Origin of the sequence: Nocardia nepalensis, assembly GCF_048910785.1 — a bacterium.
Taxonomy (GTDB): Bacteria; Actinomycetota; Actinomycetes; order Mycobacteriales; family Mycobacteriaceae; genus Nocardia; species Nocardia nepalensis.
Window position 1 is genome coordinate 523,425 of sequence record NZ_JBKBET010000040.1, and the last position, 17,543, is coordinate 540,967.

The 17,543-nt window shown below is 67.2% G+C and carries 7 protein-coding genes and 1 pseudogene; 4 read left to right on the forward strand and 4 right to left on the reverse strand.

Translation table 11 applies throughout. The features are described 5' to 3' along the window. The first annotated feature begins 65 nt into the window (after positions 1-65). Together ACHQ4I_RS39665 and ACHQ4I_RS39670 are read left to right on the forward strand one after the other, a co-directional pair. Entirely contained in the window at positions 66-620 is a 555-nt protein-coding gene (locus ACHQ4I_RS39665) for a flavoprotein (protein WP_420777047.1), read from the forward strand. A 188-nt stretch (positions 621-808) separates the two neighbouring features. Then, positions 809-1,834, forward strand: a complete 1,026-nt coding sequence (locus ACHQ4I_RS39670; RefSeq protein ID WP_420777048.1) for an SDR family oxidoreductase — start codon at positions 809-811, stop codon at positions 1,832-1,834. Positions 1,835-1,891: 57 nt separating this feature from the next. Here ACHQ4I_RS39670 and ACHQ4I_RS39675 read toward each other — a convergent pair whose 3' ends face one another. Beyond that, complete coding sequence (locus tag ACHQ4I_RS39675) at positions 1,892-2,266, reverse strand: winged helix-turn-helix transcriptional regulator (protein WP_420777049.1); 375 nt, start codon at positions 2,264-2,266, stop codon at positions 1,892-1,894. Positions 2,267-2,356: 90 nt separating this feature from the next. Between ACHQ4I_RS39675 and ACHQ4I_RS39680 the strand changes: the two genes are divergently transcribed. Next, positions 2,357-3,289, forward strand: a complete 933-nt coding sequence (locus tag ACHQ4I_RS39680; protein ID WP_420777050.1) for a zinc-binding dehydrogenase — start codon at positions 2,357-2,359, stop codon at positions 3,287-3,289. A gap of 9 nt (positions 3,290-3,298) precedes the next feature. Further along, the gene (locus ACHQ4I_RS39685; RefSeq protein WP_420777051.1) at positions 3,299-3,706 is read left to right on the forward strand and encodes a nuclear transport factor 2 family protein; all 408 of its coding nucleotides are present in this window, start codon (positions 3,299-3,301) and stop codon (positions 3,704-3,706) included. On the opposite strand, the gene ACHQ4I_RS39690 is transcribed toward ACHQ4I_RS39685, so the two are convergent. From ACHQ4I_RS39690 to ACHQ4I_RS39700, 3 genes and pseudogenes are all read right to left on the reverse strand, one after another. After that, a complete protein-coding gene (locus ACHQ4I_RS39690; protein WP_420777089.1) occupies positions 3,703-4,941 on the reverse strand; it encodes an Nramp family divalent metal transporter in 1,239 nt (412 codons plus the stop codon). The two genes, ACHQ4I_RS39685 and ACHQ4I_RS39690, sit on opposite strands and share 4 nt — an antisense overlap. 257 nt (positions 4,942-5,198) lie before the next feature. Beyond that, positions 5,199-6,188 carry an alpha/beta hydrolase gene (locus ACHQ4I_RS39695; RefSeq protein WP_420777090.1) on the reverse strand — a complete coding sequence of 330 codons (990 nt, stop codon included), beginning with the start codon at positions 6,186-6,188 and terminating at the stop codon, positions 5,199-5,201. Between the two features lie 252 nt (positions 6,189-6,440). Beyond that, a pseudogene (locus tag ACHQ4I_RS39700) lies at positions 6,441-17,513 on the reverse strand (amino acid adenylation domain-containing protein); the annotation flags it as partial. Positions 17,514-17,543: the final 30 nt, after the last annotated feature.

Consider the following 17,543-nt stretch of genomic DNA (forward strand, 5'->3'; position numbering starts at 1 on the left):
CGCATTCTGGCTCGACGCTCCGCGACAACCGGCTACCGAGCCATCGGAACTGACACGATGGGGTGATGAACGACAACGGAGACCCGGTGCTGTATGCCATCGTCACCGGTGCGTCCGCCGCCGGCGGTGTCGGTGAGCTCGTTGATCTGGCGCGAGCCGACGGGTGGGACGTGTGCGTGATCGCGTCCCCGGAGGGGCGGCGGTTCATCGATACCGATGTGCTCGAGGCCGCGACGGGGCATCCGGTGCGGTGCGCGTACAAGGACCCGGGTGCTCCCGATGTGCTTCCGCCTGCCGATGCGATGATCGCCGCGCCGATTACCTGTAATTCGGTCGCCAAGTGGGCTGCCGGGATCTCCGATACGTTGCCGCTCGGTTTGTTGGTCGAAGCGGTTGGCAACGAGTTGCCGGTCGTCGCCGTGCCGTTCTCCAATCGGGCGCAGATGAGCTTTCCCGCGGTGCGGGAGGCGATTCGCAAGCTGTCGGACTGGGGCGTAGCCGTACTCGACATCTACCAACACCATGAGCCAGGCGCAGAGGAGATCTCCATCGACCTGTTCCCTTGGGCCGCCGCATGGCAAGCGGTGCGCGAACACCCTCGAAGCCCCCGCACAAGCTAGCGCCGCATCCAGATAGCTGCTGCCGAGCGGTTCCGTCGAGCGGAGTCGAATGGTGGTCGCGCACGCCGCGTGCGACGGCCATATCACTACGCTCGGCGAGCTGCTGGAGCGGATAGCGCGGCGAGCTATCTCCGGGAGAGTGGTCCCGGACACAGGCGGGGATGAACAAGCGACTATGTTCATCCGCTATGGCTTACCTGGTTACTGGAGCAACTGGGTTTATCGGTCGGTTTCTTATTCCCGAGTTGCTGAAACGGGATGGTGATATTCATGTGCTGGTTCGGCCGGGTGTTGATTCGGCCGATCGGTACACCTGCTGTGCCCGGGAGTGGCTGGGCGGGGATCGGGTGCGGCCGGTGCGCGGGGATCTCGGCGCGCCCGGGCTCGGCATCGATTCGGGCTGGCTCGCCGAGCATCAGGGGGCGATAGACCACGTCTTCCATCTGGCGTCCAGCTATGACCTGACCGAACGCGGCGGCGGCACCCCGCATGTCGTCGATGTCGCCGAGCAGCTGAAAGCCGGGGTGCTGCACCATATGTCGACGGTGGATGTGGCGGGCGGATTCGAAGGCCTGTTCACCGAGGACATGTTCGACAAGGGGCAGGTGCTGACCTCGCCGATGCAGCGGGCCAAGTTCGAGGCCGAGAAGATCGTGCGCGAATCCGGGATAGGTTGGCGGATATATCGGCCCTCGATCGTGATCGGGCATTCGCGCACCGGTGAGATCGATCGGGTCGACGGGCCCTACTACTTCTTCCGGCTGCTGCGGATGGCCGCGCAACTGCCGAGAATCCTGCCCGTGCTGGTACCGAAGCTGGGTGAAACCAATATGGTGCCGGTCGATTTCGTGGCCCGCGCACTGGATCACCTTGCACACCAACCCGACTCGAACTCGACCACCTACCATCTGGTCGATCCGCGTCGGCACAGCGCCGCCGAGGCGTTGAACCTGTTCGCCGATGAGGCCGGAGCGCCGCATCTGGTGGAGGTGATGCCCAAGCGCACCCTCGAAATGATGCTGCGGGTTCCCGGCATGAGCTGGCTGCTGACCCGCGTCGGCGTCCCCCTGGATGTATTGGAGCACAGCGAATTCAGCTGCTGGTTCGACTGCCGCCACACGACGGCCGCGCTCGCCGGCACCGATATCAAGGTGCCGCCGCTGGCCGCGTATGCCCCGTTGATCTGGAAGTACTGGATCGAGAACTGGGTCTGATGGACCGCGAACGTCGCTCGTAGGACTCGCTCCGTCGTGGTCGAGTCATGTGGTGAATTAGTCGACTGCGGCATATTCCGCTCTGGCCGCATCGATTTCGTCGATGTGCTCGATGGCCCAGGCGCGCAGCACATCGACCGCGGCGCTGAGGCTGTGGCCGAGCGGGGTGAGGGTGTATTCGACGGTTACCGGCACCGTCGGATACACGGTGCGCGACACCATGCCGTCGCGCTCCAGGCCGCGCAGGGTCTGCGTGAGCATCTTCTGCGTGATGCCCTGCACCTGCCTGCGCAGTTCCGAGAAGCGCAGCGTGCCCGGTTTCAGGGCCAGCAGCACCAGCCCGGTCCACCGTTCGCCGAGTCGGTCGAAGACCGCGCGCGAGGGGCAGTTCAGGTTGAAGATGTCGTATTCCATGGGATCGTTGGTATCCACCAGGTACCTATACCACTAATTACTGCCTTCTTTCACCAGGAGACCAACCCTCTTAGTGTCGTTCTCGTCGAAGCGACCAGGAGGAATCAGATGAAAGCCCTTGCAGCAACCGGTGATCGGACATTGGTGCGGTTCACCGAGACCGCCGAACCCGAGGCCGCCGCCGATGCGGCGATCATCCGGGTCGAGGCGTTCTCGGTGAATCGCGGCGAGATCCTTGCCATGACCGGCGCCTACGGCACCCCGACCGCGCCGGGCACGGTCATGGGACAGGATGTCGTCGGCCGGGTGGTCGCGGCGGCCCCCGACGGCTCGGGGCCCGCCGTGGGAACCCGCGTAGTCGGCCATGCCGAGGGCGGCGGCTGGGCCGAGCGGGTGGCGGTGCCGACGTCCGCGCTGGCCGAACTGCCCGACGCGGTGCCCGCCACCACCGCGGCCGCGTTGCCGCTCGCCGGATTGACCGCGCTGCGTCTGCTCCGCCACGTCGAAGCCCCGGGCGGCAAAAAGGCGCTGGTCACCGGGGCATCCGGCGGAGTCGGTCACTATCTCGTCGAATTGGCAACGGCCGCAGGCATTGCGGTGACCGCGGTGGCGGCATCCCCGGAGCGTGGCGCACGGCTGGTCGAACTCGGCGCGGTGGCCGTCGTCCACGACGTCGCCGAGGCCGACGGGCCCTTCGATGTCATCTTCGAATCGGTCGGCGGCGATGTCTTCGCTGCCGCACTCGCCCGGGTCGCGCCCGGCGGCACCGTGCTGTGGTTCGGCCAGGCGAGCCTGCAACCGATTCGGCTCAGCTTCTTCGAATACCTCACCGTCACCCCGTTCACGATTAAGCATTTCCCGCACTGGGTCGCGGACACCACCGATGCCGAAGACCTGCGCGTCCTGGTGAACCTGACGGCCGAGGGCAGCCTGCATCCGGAGATCGGTAGGGTCGCCGACTGGGCCGAAACAGGGAGCGTGCTCACCGATTTGAACAACCGCCGGATCCGCGGCAACGCGATCCTCACCATCGACGCCTGAGGGAGCGACATGTCGACCACCGAGCAGACCCGCGCCACGATCCTGGCCTATATCGAGGCACTCGGATCCGGCGACGCCGAACGCGCCGCCGCCTTCTTCACACCGGAATCGACCTGGACCCTGTTCGGCGAGCTGCCGACCGCGCGGACCTGGACCGGGCCGGAGGAGATCTTCGGACAATTCGTCGCGCAGATGGTCGAGCGGATGGACCTGTCGCAGCCGATCGGTCAGGAGGTGCGGACCGTACTGGCCGATGGGGAGCAGGCACTCGCCGAATGGACCACCCGCGCGACCACCAAGGCGGGCGAGCCCTACGTCAACAATGTGGCGGTCGTCCTGCGCGTCCAGGACGGCAAGATCGCCGAAGCGCGTGAGTATTTCGATACCGGCTACGCCCAGCGCACGCTCTTCGGCTAGCCGCCCGTGACGGTCAGGTAGATCAGTGCCACGTTCAGCAGGCTGATGATGATGGCGACCAGCCAGGCCAGGCCCGTGGTCACCCGGTGGTTGACATCGATGCCCATCAGGACGCGATCGCTGGTGAAGCGGACCAGCGGGATCAATGCGAACGGAATGCCGAACGACAGCACCACCTGCGAAATGATCAGCGCGCGGGTGGGATCGATGCCGACCGCCAGGATGATGAGCGCCGGAACCAGCGTGACCAGACGGCGCGCCAGCAGCGGAATCCTGCGCCGCAGCAGGCCTTCCATGATCATCGCGCCCGCATACGCGCCGACCGATGTGGATGCCAGGCCGGAGGCCAACAGGCCGATTGCCAGCAGCAGTGCGGCGATGGGGCCGAGCGCGTCACCGACGGCGGCGTGCGCACCCTCGAGGGTGTCCACATCCTCGCGGCCGCGCAGGGTATTCGCGGCCATCAGCAGCATGGCCAGGTTGACCGTGCCCGCCAGCACCATGGCGAGCCCGACGTCGTATCTGGTGACCCGCAGCAGCCTGGTCCGCAGCGGACCGACCTCGGGTTGACCATGGCGGTCGCGGGCCAGCCCGGAGTGCAGGTACACCGCGTGCGGCATGACGGTCGCGCCGATCATGGCCGCCGCGAGCAGCACACTCTCGGTCCCCTGGAAACGCGGCAGCAGTCCGCCGACGGTGCCCGAGATCGACGGCGGTGATATCACCACGCTGGCCAGGAAGCCGATGGCGATAACGGCGAGCAGGCCGGTGATGACCCGCTCGAACGGCTTCTGGCCGCGTCGGTCCTGCACCAGCAGCAGTGCCATCGAGACCACACCGGTGATCAACCCGCCGACCAGCAGCGGCAGCCCGAACAGCAGCCGCAACGCGATTGCGCCGCCGACCACCTCGGCCAGGTCGGTGGCCATCGCGACGGTCTCGGCCTGCGCCCAATAGGCGAGGCGCACCGGACGACTCGACTTCGACCGGACCGCCTCCGGCAGCGTCATGCCGGTGACCAACCCCAGCTTCGCGGACAGGAACTGCACCAGCCCGGCCATCACATTGGCCATCACGATGACCCACACGAGTAGGTAGCCGAACTGGGCGCCCGCGCTGATATTCGACGCCACATTGCCGGGATCGACATAGGCGATTGCCGCTACGAATGCCGGACCGAGCAAGACGCTGACAGATCTCGCCCGGGTCGTCGCGTTACGCGCCGATTCGACCAGGGTTGTACTCACAGAACAGAATTTTACGGGTTCCCGAACTTTTTCGTTAGACTATCCCCATCACCGAACCCTCGAGCCGGACTCAGGCGCCACAACCGGCTGCCGGTCGGGCCATGGCCAGCTCGGCCCGCACCCGGCGAGTTACCCGTGCGCTGGGGAAATCAGCCGTCATCTAACGCGGCCAAAAAAAGACCGACCGCCCCGATTGTGAGAAAAGACACAATCGGGGCGGTCGGTTTTAAACAGCGTGGCCTATATCAGAGGCCCAGGCCGTGGGCCAGGGTGGGCCAGGAGGCGTGCAGTTCGTCGTTCCAGTAGCCCCAGGAGTGGGTGCCGGAGGGGCGGAAGTTGAAGGTGGCGGGGATGCCGAGGGAGTCCAGCTTCGTCTTCATGTTGTTGGTGCAGTAGTTGGTGCCCGCCTCGATGATGCCGCCGATCAGGATCTGGTTGGCCAGACCGTAGGAGCCGGGGAGGGCGTACTGACCGTTGAGGGTGTCGTACGGGCCGGGCAGACCGTTGCCGGTGGAGATGTAGAGCTCGGTGCCGCGCAGACCCTCGGCGTTGACGTAGGGATCGTTCGCCTTCCATTCCGCCGAACCCATCGGACCCCACATGTTCTCGACGTTGCCGCCGCCCCAGGTCTCGACGGTCAGCTTGACGAACTCCGAGCCGACCGGGTCACTGGTCTGGGCGCAGCCGCTGTAGGCGGCGGCGGCCTTGTACAGGCCCGGCTTGGCGATCGGCAGCGCGAGCACGGTGGTGCCCGAGGTGGACAGGCCGGCGATGGCGTTGGTGCCGTTGGTGCCGAGCGCGCCGTCGATCAGCGGCGGCAGTTCCTCGGTGAAGAAGGTCTTCCACTTGTTGCGGCCGAGCGTCGGGTCGTCCTTGATCCAGTCGGTGTAGTAGCTCCACTTGCCGCCGATGGGCTGGACCACATTGACGTTCTTATCGCTGAGGAACTTCAGCGCGTCGGTCTTGGCCACCCAGGACGCGTCGTCCTCGCCGCCGCCCGCGCCGTTGAGCAGGTACAGGACCGGACGCGGCGCCGAGGCGTCGGCGGGGCGCTGCACGTCGACCGGGAAGGTCCGGTCCATGGCCGCCGAGTAGACCTGCAGGCGAATGCTGCGGTCGTCCTTGTACTCGGCCTTGGTGATCTTCGAGCCGTCCGCCGAGATCGGATTCGCGAGCAGCGTCTTCGAATCCATGATCGGGTCTGCCGTCGCCGTGGATGCGCCGAAACCGGACATGACTCCCGCGAATGCCGCGGTTGCCGCGATCACCGCCGCCGCACGTGTGCCGCGACGCCGGATCAGACTACGCATCAATTTCACACCTTCACTTCGTATCGCGATTACGGGTGGGCTTCCCCAGGCCGCGGGCATGCACCACGCCCGACCATACGGCCTATTTAGTCGTGACAATAGTGGACATCGTTACCGCAATGTTGCCCTACCATGCCTGAGCAGCCCGAATGTGATCATGGTCGCGTGCTTTCGACATTATCGGACGCGCACCTGCTGACCGTGTTCGGCCAGTCCGCCGAGTGCCCGGATCCAGTGTTCGGCGAAGGTCTTGACCTCGTCGCCGCCGAACACCTCGGCCGCGTAGTCGAAGCGAACGAGCAGCCCCTCGGCGGTGGCGTCGGCGGTGATATCGAGCAACAGATCGGCGACCGGTGCGTCGGTGTGCACGCGCGCCGGGCGCAGATCCCGATAGCGCAGCGCGACCCGGCCGCTGGGCAGCGCGGTCAGGGCGGCGGCGGTATCGGGGTTGAGATAGCGCAGCAGGCCATAACCGACGCCGTAGGACGGCACCGCACCGGTGAGCCGTTTGATCTGCTGAATCGCGATACCCGCCGCGCGGCCACCGACCAGCGCCTCCTCGATATCGATGCCCTCCAGCCGCAGCGGCAGCGGATAGTCGGTGGTGAACGCGCCGACGAGGGTATCGGTCTCGGCCATCCCCCGGCAGTCGGCGAGCAGGCGCACCACCGGGCCGATGGCGTCGGTGACGGTCTCGCCCGCGGAGGTGATCTGGGCGATGGCCATGGCGGTCAGCAGGACCTCGTCGACGCTCGCGTCGTACGCGGCGGCCGCCGAGACGATGGCCGCGGTGCCCTCGGTGGTGATGGTCAGCGATACCCGACGGCGCGACCGCAGATTCTTACCCGCGGCACCGGCCGCGGCCGCGGGGACCACGCTCAATGTGTGGTGCCACCAGGTCACTTCCTCGATCGCGGCCGGGCCGCTCGCCCGCTCCGCCAGCACACCGAGCAGATCGGACAGCCCGGCCTCGGGAACGGCCGGCGTCCGGTGCCGACCGCGCGACCAGGCCAGCGACAGTTTGTCGATGATGGTGCGCCAGGAGGTGTCGTCCACCACCAGCCCGTTGGCGACCACGACCATGGTCGAGGGCACCTCTCGGCCGCCGACCAGGACGAAGCGGATATTGCGGCCGTGTGCCGGGTCCAGTTCGGTGGCGACGGCGCGCACCACGTCGTCGAGCGGCGGCGGAGTCTGGTCGATGGTGTACTCCAGCCCGAGGAAGGCCTCGTCGACGCGCTGGGCCTCCGCCGGAATCTCGAAGACCGGATCGGTGCCGTCGCGGTGCAGACGCACCCACAGCATCGGGTGCTGCTCGAGCACGGTATCGACGGCGAATTGCACCGCCTCGGGTGAGAAGTTGGGCGGGATGTCGATGGTGATGACGCGCAGTTCGGCGCCGGAGTCCAAGAGCCGCACGGCATTCGGGGTGAGCGATAGCGGGATGGGGCGGTCGTCGGGTTCATCAGGGCGGTGTGGGACCGCGAATTCGATCGGCTCCTCGGGTACCGCCGCGTCGAGCGTGAAGGCGACATGCGCGGTCTCGTCGGGCGCGGGCGCCGCGTGGGCGGCTTCGGTTTCGTCGTCGTCGAACTCCAGCGCGGGGGCCTCGACCGTGGGGGGTAGGTCATCGCCCGACGTCGGGTCATCGGCCGGTGCCGGGATGTCGACGCGTACCGGGACGAGGATCGATGTCGGATAGTCGTATTCGAACTGGGTTGGGTCGTCGACCGGTCCGCCGAAGTCGTATCCGACCGGTCCGCGATCGACGGCCGATTCCGCATGGTCGTTTTCGAACTGCGCTGGGTGCCCAACCGATCCCGCGTCCCCGTGCTCGACAGGTGCCCGACCGACAGCCGAACCCGCATAGTCGCTTTCGAACTGCGCTGGGTCCCCAACCGGTCCCGCACCGTCGTGTTCGACTGATGCTCGACCAACAGCCGAACCCGCATAGTCGCTTTCGAACTGCGCTGGGTGCCTAACCGGTCTCGCATTGTCGTGCTCGACAGGTGCCCGATCGACAGCCGAACCCGCGTAATCGTTTTCGAACTGCGCTGGGTCCCCGACCGATCCCGCGTCGTCGTGCTCGACAGGTACTGGATCAGCGACCGATGCCACACGCTCGTATTCGACCGGGGCGGGTGCATCGAGCACGGCCTCGGCTTCGGTTGGTAGCGCGGCGTTTTCGGTCAGCGGCTCCTCGACCGGCTCTGCCGGGTGCTCGATGTCATCCTCGACCGGGGGCTGTTGCGCGAGCAATGCCGCGAGGACCGGTCCGATCTCGGCGAAGGCCGCCGGAGTGGTCATCAGCTCGTGGGTCGCGGAAATCTGGTGCTCGGTGATCACGCCGTCGACGTAGGGCCGCCAGGCCCGGGGTTCGGCGGTGTGGCCGGTGGCGCTGAAGAAGTCGAGCGTGCCGTGGAAGACCTTGTGCTGATGGTTGATGCCGAGCTCGACCGAGCGCACCGCGCCACGGTAGCTGTGGCGCAGGCGTTCTGGAGTGAGTAGGGCGAGCTCTGGCGGTATGCTGGCGTACAGGGCGGCAAGGGCCTCTTCGGTAAGGTTGCGGATATTGCTGTCGCCCAGCTGTTCCGGGCCGATGCCGAGTTCGGCGAAGGCCGAGCGCAGCTCCGCCCAGAAGTCGGCGATACTGCCGCCGGTGCGGCTGTCCAGCATGGCGAGCAATGCGATTTCCGCACCGGTGGACTGCAATTCGACCGCGACCGCGTGCGCGAGCGCGCCGCCCAGCGACCACCCGAGCAGCCGGTAGGGGCCCTCCGGTTGTACAGTACGGATCTCCTCGACGTAGCGATGCGCGATCGCGTCCACCGAATCCGGCCGGAAGTCCGGATCGGACAGCGCGGGCGACTGCACACCGAAGATCGGGGTGTCCGCGGGCAGATACTGCGCGAGACCGGTGTAGCACCAGGACAATCCGGCCATCGGATGGATACAGAACAGCGGCGCGGCGGTGCCGTGACGGATCGGCAGCAGCACGTCGAGGGCGGCTTCGGCATTCAATCCGTGGTCGTAGTCGCCGGATTCGTCGGCCGCCATGATGCGCTGGGTGAGGGCCGCGACGGTGGGATCGGTGAAGAACCACTGCACCTGGACCGCGATACCGGTCAGTTCGCGCAGCTTGCTCACCGCGCGCATCGCGACCAGCGAACTGCCGCCGAGTGCGAAGAAGTCGTCCTCGGCGCCGACTCGGTCGATACCCAGGACCTCGGCGTATACGTCTGCGACGGCCTGTTCCTGCGGGGTCGAGGGCGCGAGGTAGGGGCGCTGGTCCAGTTCGGGTTCGGGCAGGGCCGCGCGATCGATCTTGCCGACCGGGGTGAGCGGCACTTGGTCGAGGACCACCACCGCCGCTGGCACCATATGCCGCGGCAGGCTGCGCGCCGCGTATTCGGTGAGCTCGGTGGTATCGATGGTCCGTCCGAGTACCGGAAGCACGTAGGCGACGAGAATCATTTCCCCCGTCGCGGTTTCCCTGCCAATGGTGACGGCGAATTCGATGTCGTCGTGTCCGGTGAGTACCGCGTCGATCTCACCGAGTTCGATGCGGAAGCCGCGGATCTTCAGCTGGAAGTCCGCGCGACCGACGTATTCGAGCTCCCACTCCCCCGGTTCACCGACCCAGCGCACGAGATCGCCGGTGCGATACATCCGGGTGCCGGGCGGCCCCCACGGGTCGGCGACGAAGCGCTCCGCGGTCATCGTGGGACGATCGTGGTAGCCACGTGCAAGTGCGGTGCCCGCGAGATACAGCTCGCCGACGGCGCCCGGCGGCACCGGTCGCAGCCGCGAATCCAATACCAGCATGGGCGTTGCGGGCACGGGCGCGCCGATGGTGATGCGCTGCCCGGCGATCATCTCGCTCCACGAGGCGGCGACGGTGGCCTCGGTCGGACCGTAGCCGTTGAAGAAGTGCCGCCCGGGCTGCCATTTGGCGACCAGCTCCGGCGAGGTGACATCGCCGCCGCAGGATAGGAATCGCAACTCGTCCAGACCCGCCGGGTCGACGGTGCCGAGCACGGCCGGGGTGAAGATCGCGTGCGTGACCCGCTCGGTGCGCAGCAGCGCGCTCAGATCCGGGCCGCCCAGCATCGTGGACGGCACGATCACCAGGGTCGCGCCATTGTGGAAGGTGCAGAGCCACTCCAGAATCGACGGATCGAAGCTCGGCGAGCACAGGTGCAGGAAGCGGTGGTGCGCGGTGAGCTGGAACATGGCGCTCGCGTACTCGACCGCGCCGCCGACACCGACGTGGGTGACGGTGACGCCCTTGGGGACACCCGTCGAGCCCGAGGTGTAGATCACGTAGGCCGGATGCTGGGGCAGCAGCGGCGCGAGCCGGTCGGCATCGGTGACCGGTGCCGCCGACTTACCGGCCACCGCAGCGTGGATCGCGGGATCGTCGAGTTGCAGCCAGGAGGTCTTGCTCGAACCGTTGGGCAACTGCTCCGAGTAGGTCGAGGTGGTGATGCCGAGGACGACGCCGGAGTCGGTGACCATATGCCGGATCCGCTCCGCCGGATAGGTCGGGTCGACCGGCACATGCGCGCCACCGGCCTTGGCGACCGCCCAGAACGCCGCCACCATCTCCAGGGAGCGCGGGAAGGCAAGTGCGACAAGGGTCTCCGGGCCGACACCGCGATCGATGAGCACCCGAGCCAGCCGCGACGAGTATTCGTCGAGTTCGCGATAGCTGATCGAGCGACCGGCGGAACGCACCGCGACGTGCTCGGGATCGGTATCGACCGCGCTGGTCAGCAGGTCCGGCAGCAGCCCGATGGCGGGTGTCTCGCCGCGGCGCACCGGGGTCAGCGCATGCTCTTCGGTCTCCTCGAGCAGCGGTAGGTCACCCACCGGAGTGTGCGGGTGCGCGACGATTTCGGTGAGCAGCCGGGTGAACCGGGCGGCGAAGTGTTCGATCGTATTGTCGTCGAACAGATCCCGCGCGAAGTTGAACTCGCCGCGCAGGCTGTCCTCGGCGGTACCCGGCGCCCACATGGTCAGGGACAGATCGAATTTCGCCGTGTCGACCGCGAAATCGACTGTCTCGACACGCAATCCGGGCAGTTCGAAGGTGCTGGTCGGCAGGTTCAGATACGACATCGACACCTGGAACAGCGGATGCCGTGCCGTGGAGCGCGGCGGGTTCAGCAGCTCGACCAACCGCTCGAACGGGAGGTCGGCATGGGAAAAGGCTTGCAGGTCCGTCTCTTTGGCCCGGTTGAGCAGATCACCGAAGGTGATATCGCCGGGCACGTCTAGCCGCAGTACCAACGTATTGACGAACATGCCGATCATGTCGTCGAGTTCGGCCGCGCCGCGACCGGCCACCGGTGTGCCGATGGCGATATCGCCGGTGCAGGACATGCGCGATAGGAAGACCGACAGCGCGGCGTGCACCACCATGAACATGGTGGCGTTGTGTTCGCGCGCGAGCCGCGCCAAACCGGCGTGCACCTGCGGATCGATCCCGAATTCGGTGCGCCCGCCCGCGAAGGTCCGGATGGCCGGGCGCGGTCGATCCGTCGGCAGGTTGAGCTCGTCGGGCAGATCGGCCAGCGCGGTCCGCCAGTAGTCGGCCTGCGCCGAGATCAGGCTGTCCGGATCGTCCTCGGATCCGAGCACATTGCGTTGCCAGACACTGAAATCCGCGTACTGCACCGGCAGCGGCGCCCACGCGGGCGGCTCACCGGCGCTGCGAGCGGAGTAGGCGAGCATGACGTCGCGAACCAGCGGCCCCATCGACCAGCCGTCCGCGCCGATGTGATGCGCGACGAAGACCAGGATGTAATCGGTGTTGTTTCGAGCGACCTGCAAGCAGTCGCTAGCGGCGCCATCGAGCCGGAACAGCCTGGCGCGGAACGGCACCTCGACGGTGACGTCGAAGCCGGCGGCGACGACCTCCCGAACCTCCTGTGCCGCATCGGCTTCCGCGATCGCAATGGGCACCAGATCGATCGGCACCTCGATCGGGGCGAGCACTTCCTGCACCGGACCGTCGGGGGTCTGCGGATAGACGGTGCGCAGCACCTCGTGCCGAGCCACCATATCCTCGACGGCCAGACCGAGCGCGGTGACGTCCAATTCGCCGGAGAGCCGGATGGCCACCGGGATGTGGTAGGCGGCCGAACTGGGATCGAACTGGTTGATGAACCACATCCGCAACTGCGCCAGCGATAGCGGCACCTGCTCCGGCCGCAATCCGGCCAGCAGCGGCCGCCGCCGACCCGAACCGACCTGGCTCTCGACCTTGGCGGCCAGTCCGGCCACGGTCGGCGTCTCGAAGACCGACCGCACCAGCACCTTGGTGTCGAGCGCGTCGCCGACCCGCGCGGCCACCTGGGTCGCCAGCAGCGAGTTACCGCCCATGGCGAAGAAATCGTCGTCGCGGCCGACGCGCTCCAAGCCGAGCACGTCGCCGTAGACGCCCGCGACGATCTCCTCGATCGGGGTCGACGGCGCGCGGAAGACCTGGGTCTCGAATTCGGGTTCGGGTAGCGCGGCGCGGTCCAACTTGCCATTCGCATTGCGCGGCAACGACTCCAGCGTCACGAAGGCATTGGGCATCATGTACGACGGCAGCACCGAGGCCAGCGCGGCCTTCAGCTCGGCGACCACCACAGGTGTCGCCTCGACGAGGTATGCCACCAGCCAGTCGCCGATACGCGGATCGGATTTGACTCCTACCGCGGCCTGGGCGATCTCGGGCCGGGCGAGCAGGGCGGTCTCGATCTCGCCGAGTTCGATGCGGAAGCCGCGGATCTTCACCTGGAAGTCGGTGCGGCCGCGGTACTCCAGCTCACCGTCGGCATTCCACGCCACCAGGTCACCGGTGCGGTACATGCGCGCACCGAGTTCGAACGGGTTGGCCACGAACCGCTCCGCCGTCAGGTCCGCCCGTCCGAAGTAGCCGCGCGCCAATTGCGCACCGGCCAGATACAACTCGCCCGATACGCCGACCGGAACCGGGCGTAGCCGCGAATCCAGCACGTAGACGCGGCTGTTCCACTCCGGGGCACCGATCGGCACCGATAGGACGTCCGCATCGGTCACCCGATGGTTGGTGATGGATACCGCGGCCTCGGTCGGGCCGTAGAGGTTGAACAACTCCGGTGCCGGAGCGGAGCGACCCCAGGACGCCGCGTCCTGACGGAACCGCTGTGCGGTCGCGGCGGGTAGCGCCTCGCCGATCGCCAGGACCCGCCGCAGCGAGCGGGAAAGCTGTCCCGTCGACAATGCGTCCAGCATCGAGGGCACGACATGCAATGTCGTCACCGACTCGCGTGCCATCAACTCGTTCAGATACGCCGGATCCCGATGACCATCCGGCGCGGCGATCACCAGCGTGCCACCGCATACCGCCGCGGTCCAGAACTCCCAGACCGATAGGTCGAAGGTGGCCACCGTCTTCAGCAGCACCACATCATCGGCGCCGAGGCCGAATTCGGCGGTCTCCCATAGCAACTGGTTGACGATCGCGCCGTGCGCAACCGCGACACCCTTCGGCTGCCCGGTCGAACCCGACGTGAAGATCACGTACGCGGTATTCCCGGGCCGCAGCGTCCCACGGCGTTCGCGCGCCATGACCGGTGCGTCGTGGTATCGGGACAGGTCGAGCTCGTCGATCGTCACGGAATCGACCGCGTCGGTGTGGAATCCGTCGTGGACCGTGCTCAACAGGCAGATGGGTCGCGCGGTCCGCAGGATGTATTCGACGCGTTCGGCGGGTTGGTCCGGATCGATGGGCACATACGCCGCACCGGATTTCGCCACCGCGTACATGGCGACGATCAGATCGACCGACCGGCGAATGCCCAGCGCGACCCGGTCCTCCGGTCGCACACCGCGCTCGATCAGATACCGCGCCAAGCGATTCGCCCGCGCGTCGAGTTCGGCGTAAGTGAGCTTGCGGCCCGGCTGATCCGCGACCAGCGCCACCGCATCCGGCGCCGCGGCGACCGTCGCATCCAAGAGCGAGACCAGCGTCGCCGTCGTATCGATGGGGTGCGCGGTGTCGTTCCAGTCCGCCAGAATCCGCGAACTCTCTTCCAGGGCGAGCAGTTCGATCTCGCCGACGCGCACCGAGACATCGGCGATCACTGCATCGAGCACCCGCAGGAAACGATCCGCGAACCCCTGCACCGTGGTCTCGTCGAACAGGTCGGTGGCATAACCGAAATCGGTCACGATCCCGGCGGGCGCGCCGTCGGGGCCGTAGCGGTCGGCCAGCGAGATATGCAGGTCCGTCTTGGCCAACTGCAGATCGAAATCGACCGCGCCGACCGAGAGTCCGGGCAGTTCGAAGGTGGCTTCGGCCAGGTTCTGGAACGAAAGGCTGACCTGGAACAGCGGATTGCGGGCGATCGAGCGAACCGGGTTCAGCGCCTCCACGATGCGCTCGAACGGCACGTCGGCGTGCGCGAAGGCCTCGAGATCGCGCTCACGGACGTCGGCGAGCAGCTCGGCGAAGGTATCACCGGGTCGCACGCGCGTCCGGAATACCAAGGTGTTGACGAACATGCCGATCAGATCGTCGAGTTCGCGTTCGCCACGACCGGCGATCGGCGTGCCCACGGCGATATCGTCGGTGCCCGACAAACGAGACAGCAGGACGGCCAGCGCCGCGTGCACGACCATGAACAGCGAGGCGTGATTGGCCCGCGCCAGCGTGTGCAGCCGCGCGTGCCGATCCGCGGAGATCTCGAACCGAACCGACCTGCCCTGGAAGGACTGTGCGGGCGGGCGCGGGCGATCCGCGGGTAGTTCCAGCTGATCCGGCAGCTGCGCCAGGGTCGCCTGCCAGTACGCGATCTGCTGTGCGGCCAGCGATTCCGGATCGTCCTCGGAGCCGAGCACCTCGCGCTCCCACAGCGCGTAGTCGGCGTACTGCACCGGCAGCGGATGCCACTGCGGCAGCTGCCCTTGCACCCGTGCGGCATAGGCGACCATGAGATCGCGGGCGAGCGGACCCATCGACGCACCGTCGGCCGCCACATGGTGCACGGTCAGCGCGATCACGTGGTCGCGCGGCGCGATTTGGAACAGTGCGATCGCGACCGGCACCTCGATGGTCACATCGAAGGTCATCGCGGCGAATTCGACGATCCGGCGCACCAAATCGTCCTCGGTCACCTCGACCGGCACCAGGGCGAAGGCATTCTCCGGCACCGGATGCACGACCTGATGCGGCCGCCCGCCCGCGCTCGGATAGGTGGTCCGCAGCACCTCGTGGCGGGTCAGCACGTCACCGATCGACAGACCGAGTGCGACCGCGTCCAGCTCACCGGTGAGCCGCACGGCGAGCGGAATGTTGTCCACCGCCGAGGTATCGGTGTCGAACTGGTTGAGGAACCAATACCGCTGCTGGGCCAGCGACAGCGGGATCAGCTCGGGCCGCTCCCCCGCGATCAGCGGCGGCCGACTGCGGCCGGATCCGGCGGTGCGCTCGACCACCGCGGCGAAGGCGGCGACCGTCGCGGCGTGGAACAGATCGCGCACCGCCAACTCGGTATCCAGCGCGGCATCCAGCCGGGCGGTCACCTGGGTGGCGAGCAGCGAATTGCCGCCGAGTTCGAAGAAGTCGTCGTCCAGGCCGACCCGCGCGACACCGAGCACATCGCCGAAGGTGCCCGCGACGATCTGCTCGACCGGCGTCGAGGGAGCGCGGAAAACCTTGGCCTCGAAGACCGGTTCGGGTAACGCTTTGCGGTCCAGTTTGCCCGTGGGCGTCAGCGGCACCTCGTCGAGCACCGTGATGCAGGCGGGCACCATATGCGCCGGCAATTTCCGCTCGACCAGCGCCTTCAGCTCCACCAAATCGACGGTGTGCCCGTGCGCGGGGTGCACATAGGACACCAATACGGTGGTCCCGCTGTCGCGTTCGTACCCGAGGGTGACCGCGAAGTCCACACTCTCGGCAGAGCCCAGGATCGCGTCGATTTCGGTGAGTTCGATGCGGAAGCCGCGGATCTTCACCTGGGAGTCATTGCGGCCCAGGTACTCCAGTTCACCGGTAGCGGTCCAGCGCACCAGATCGCCGGTGCGGTAGAGCCGGGTGCCGGGCTCGAACGGATTGGCCACGAAACGCGCGGCGGTGAGCGCCCGCTGACCGAGGTAACCGCGCGCCAGTTGCGCTCCGGCGACATATAGCTCGCCGACCACTCGATTCGGCACCGGCACCAAGCGATCGTTGAGCACGTAGGCGGTGATGCCGTGGATCGGCGGACCGAGGGTCACCGGTTCCCACGGCACCATCGGCGCGGTGATATTCGTGGCGACGGTGGCCTCGGTCGGACCGTAGGCGTCGAAGAATTCGCGCAGCAACCCGCCAGCGATCGGTAATACCCAGCGCCGCACCAACTGCGGCGGGCACGCCTCGCCACCGGTCACCACGACCCGCAACTCGTCGAGTCCCGCGGGTTCCACCGAGGCCAGCGCCGCGGGCGTCACGAAGGCGTGCGTCACCCGTTCGCGCTTCAATACCGCGGCCAGTTCGGCACCGCCGTAGACGGTCGGCGACACCACCACCATGGTGGCCGCGCCACCCAGTGCCAGCAGCAGCTCCAGCACCGAGGCGTCGAAGGACGGCGAGGCGAAATGCAGTGTCCGCGCGGCACTCGTCACCCGGTACCGGGTGCGCTGCTCGTCGCAGAAGCCGGATAACCCCTGGTGGGTGATGACCACGCCCTTCGGGACACCGGTCGATCCCGAGGTGTAGATGACGTAGGCCGGATGCGCGCCGTGCAGCGGCCGCACCCGATCCTGGTTGGTCACCCGGTCCACCGGATATCGCTGCAGCACTTGCGCGGTGACTATGTCGTCGATCACCAGCCATTCGGCGTGGTCGGGCAGGCCGCGGCGGACCGTGCTGACGGTCAACCCGAAGCTCACAGCGGAGTCGGTCAGCATGTGCGCTACTCGCTGCGCCGGATAATTCGGATCCACCGGAACGAATCCCGCACCGGTCTTGGCGACCGCCCACACCGCGAGCACCGAATCCACCGACCGCGGGATGGCCACGGCGACCAGATCCTCGGGCCCGACACCACGATCGATGAGCAGCCGGGCCAGCCTGGTCGAACGCTCATCCAGTTCGGCGTAGCTCAGCTGCGCGGAACTGAGGTTCGCATCGGCGAATACGACGGCGGGGCCGCCGGGATTGGCTTCCACGGCGGCCGCCATCAATTGGGGCAGGGTGATGACGCGCGTCCGCGGTGACCGTGCGGGGCGCACCCGAGCCTGGCGGGTCACCTGCGCACCGCT